An 885-nucleotide genomic window follows, 5' to 3' on the forward strand; every position below is an offset into this window, starting at 1 on the left:
CACGAGCCGGTTGGTCTTGACCGCCGTGGCGCCCAGGTGCTCGCCGACCAGGTCGGCGCGCTGGGCCTCGACCACGTCGGCGCGGCCGAGCAGTCCCAGCGCCGCGAAGACCCGGCCGAGCACGCGGGCGACGGTGGTCTTGCCGGTACCGGGCGGACCGGAGAACACGAAGTGCCGCATGGGCGCCTGGTTGAGCAGCCCCTGCTCCTCGCGGAGCTTGGCCACCCGCAGCTGGGCCACGATGGAGCGGACCTGCTCCTTGACCGGCTCCAGACCGATCATGGCGTCCAGCTCGGCCAGTGCCTCCCCGATGCCGGGCGCCTCCCCGAAACCGGGCAGGCGCGAGGTCAGCTCCCGGTGGGCGGCCTCCACGTCCGAGGCGCGGACGGTGATGAGGTCCTCGGCCTCGGGCCGGGGCGCGGGCTCGGCGCCGTCCACCCCGGCGGTGACCACGCGCACGTCGCGGGCCTGGGCGGCCTTCTCCACCACCGAGCGGGCGAAGCGGCCGTTGCCGAGCTCGTCGACCACCTCGCGCTGGACCACCTGGTCGAACCTTCGCCGCAGCGCCTGGGCGGCTTCCCCGTCGAGGATGTCGCCGCGCTGGTGGACGAGGGACTCGGCGATGCGGAACAGCTCGTCGGCGGTGTAGCTGGGGAAGCTGATGCGGGTGGCGAAGCGCGAGGCCAGACCGGGGTTGGAGGCCAGGAAGGCGTCCATCTCCTTCTCGTACCCGGCCAGGACGACGACGAGCTGGTCGCGGTCGTCCTCGGCGCGCTTGAGCAGGGTCTGCACGGCCTCGTTGCCGAACCGGTCGGCCTGGCCGTCGCCCTCGTTGACCAGGGAGTAGGCCTCGTCCACGAACAGCACGCCGCCCAGCGCCCGGTC

At 73.4% G+C, this 885-nt stretch carries 1 protein-coding gene; it reads right to left on the minus strand.

Features of this window, described 5'->3' with window-relative positions; translation table 11 throughout:
- Nucleotides 1–885, minus strand: an 885-nt coding sequence (locus tag DQW06_RS04450; protein ID WP_117198006.1) for an AAA family ATPase, incomplete at both ends; no start/stop codon positions are given.

This window comes from Nocardiopsis sp. TNDT3, assembly GCF_003427465.1.
Lineage (GTDB): Bacteria > Actinomycetota > Actinomycetes > Streptosporangiales > Streptosporangiaceae > Nocardiopsis > Nocardiopsis dassonvillei.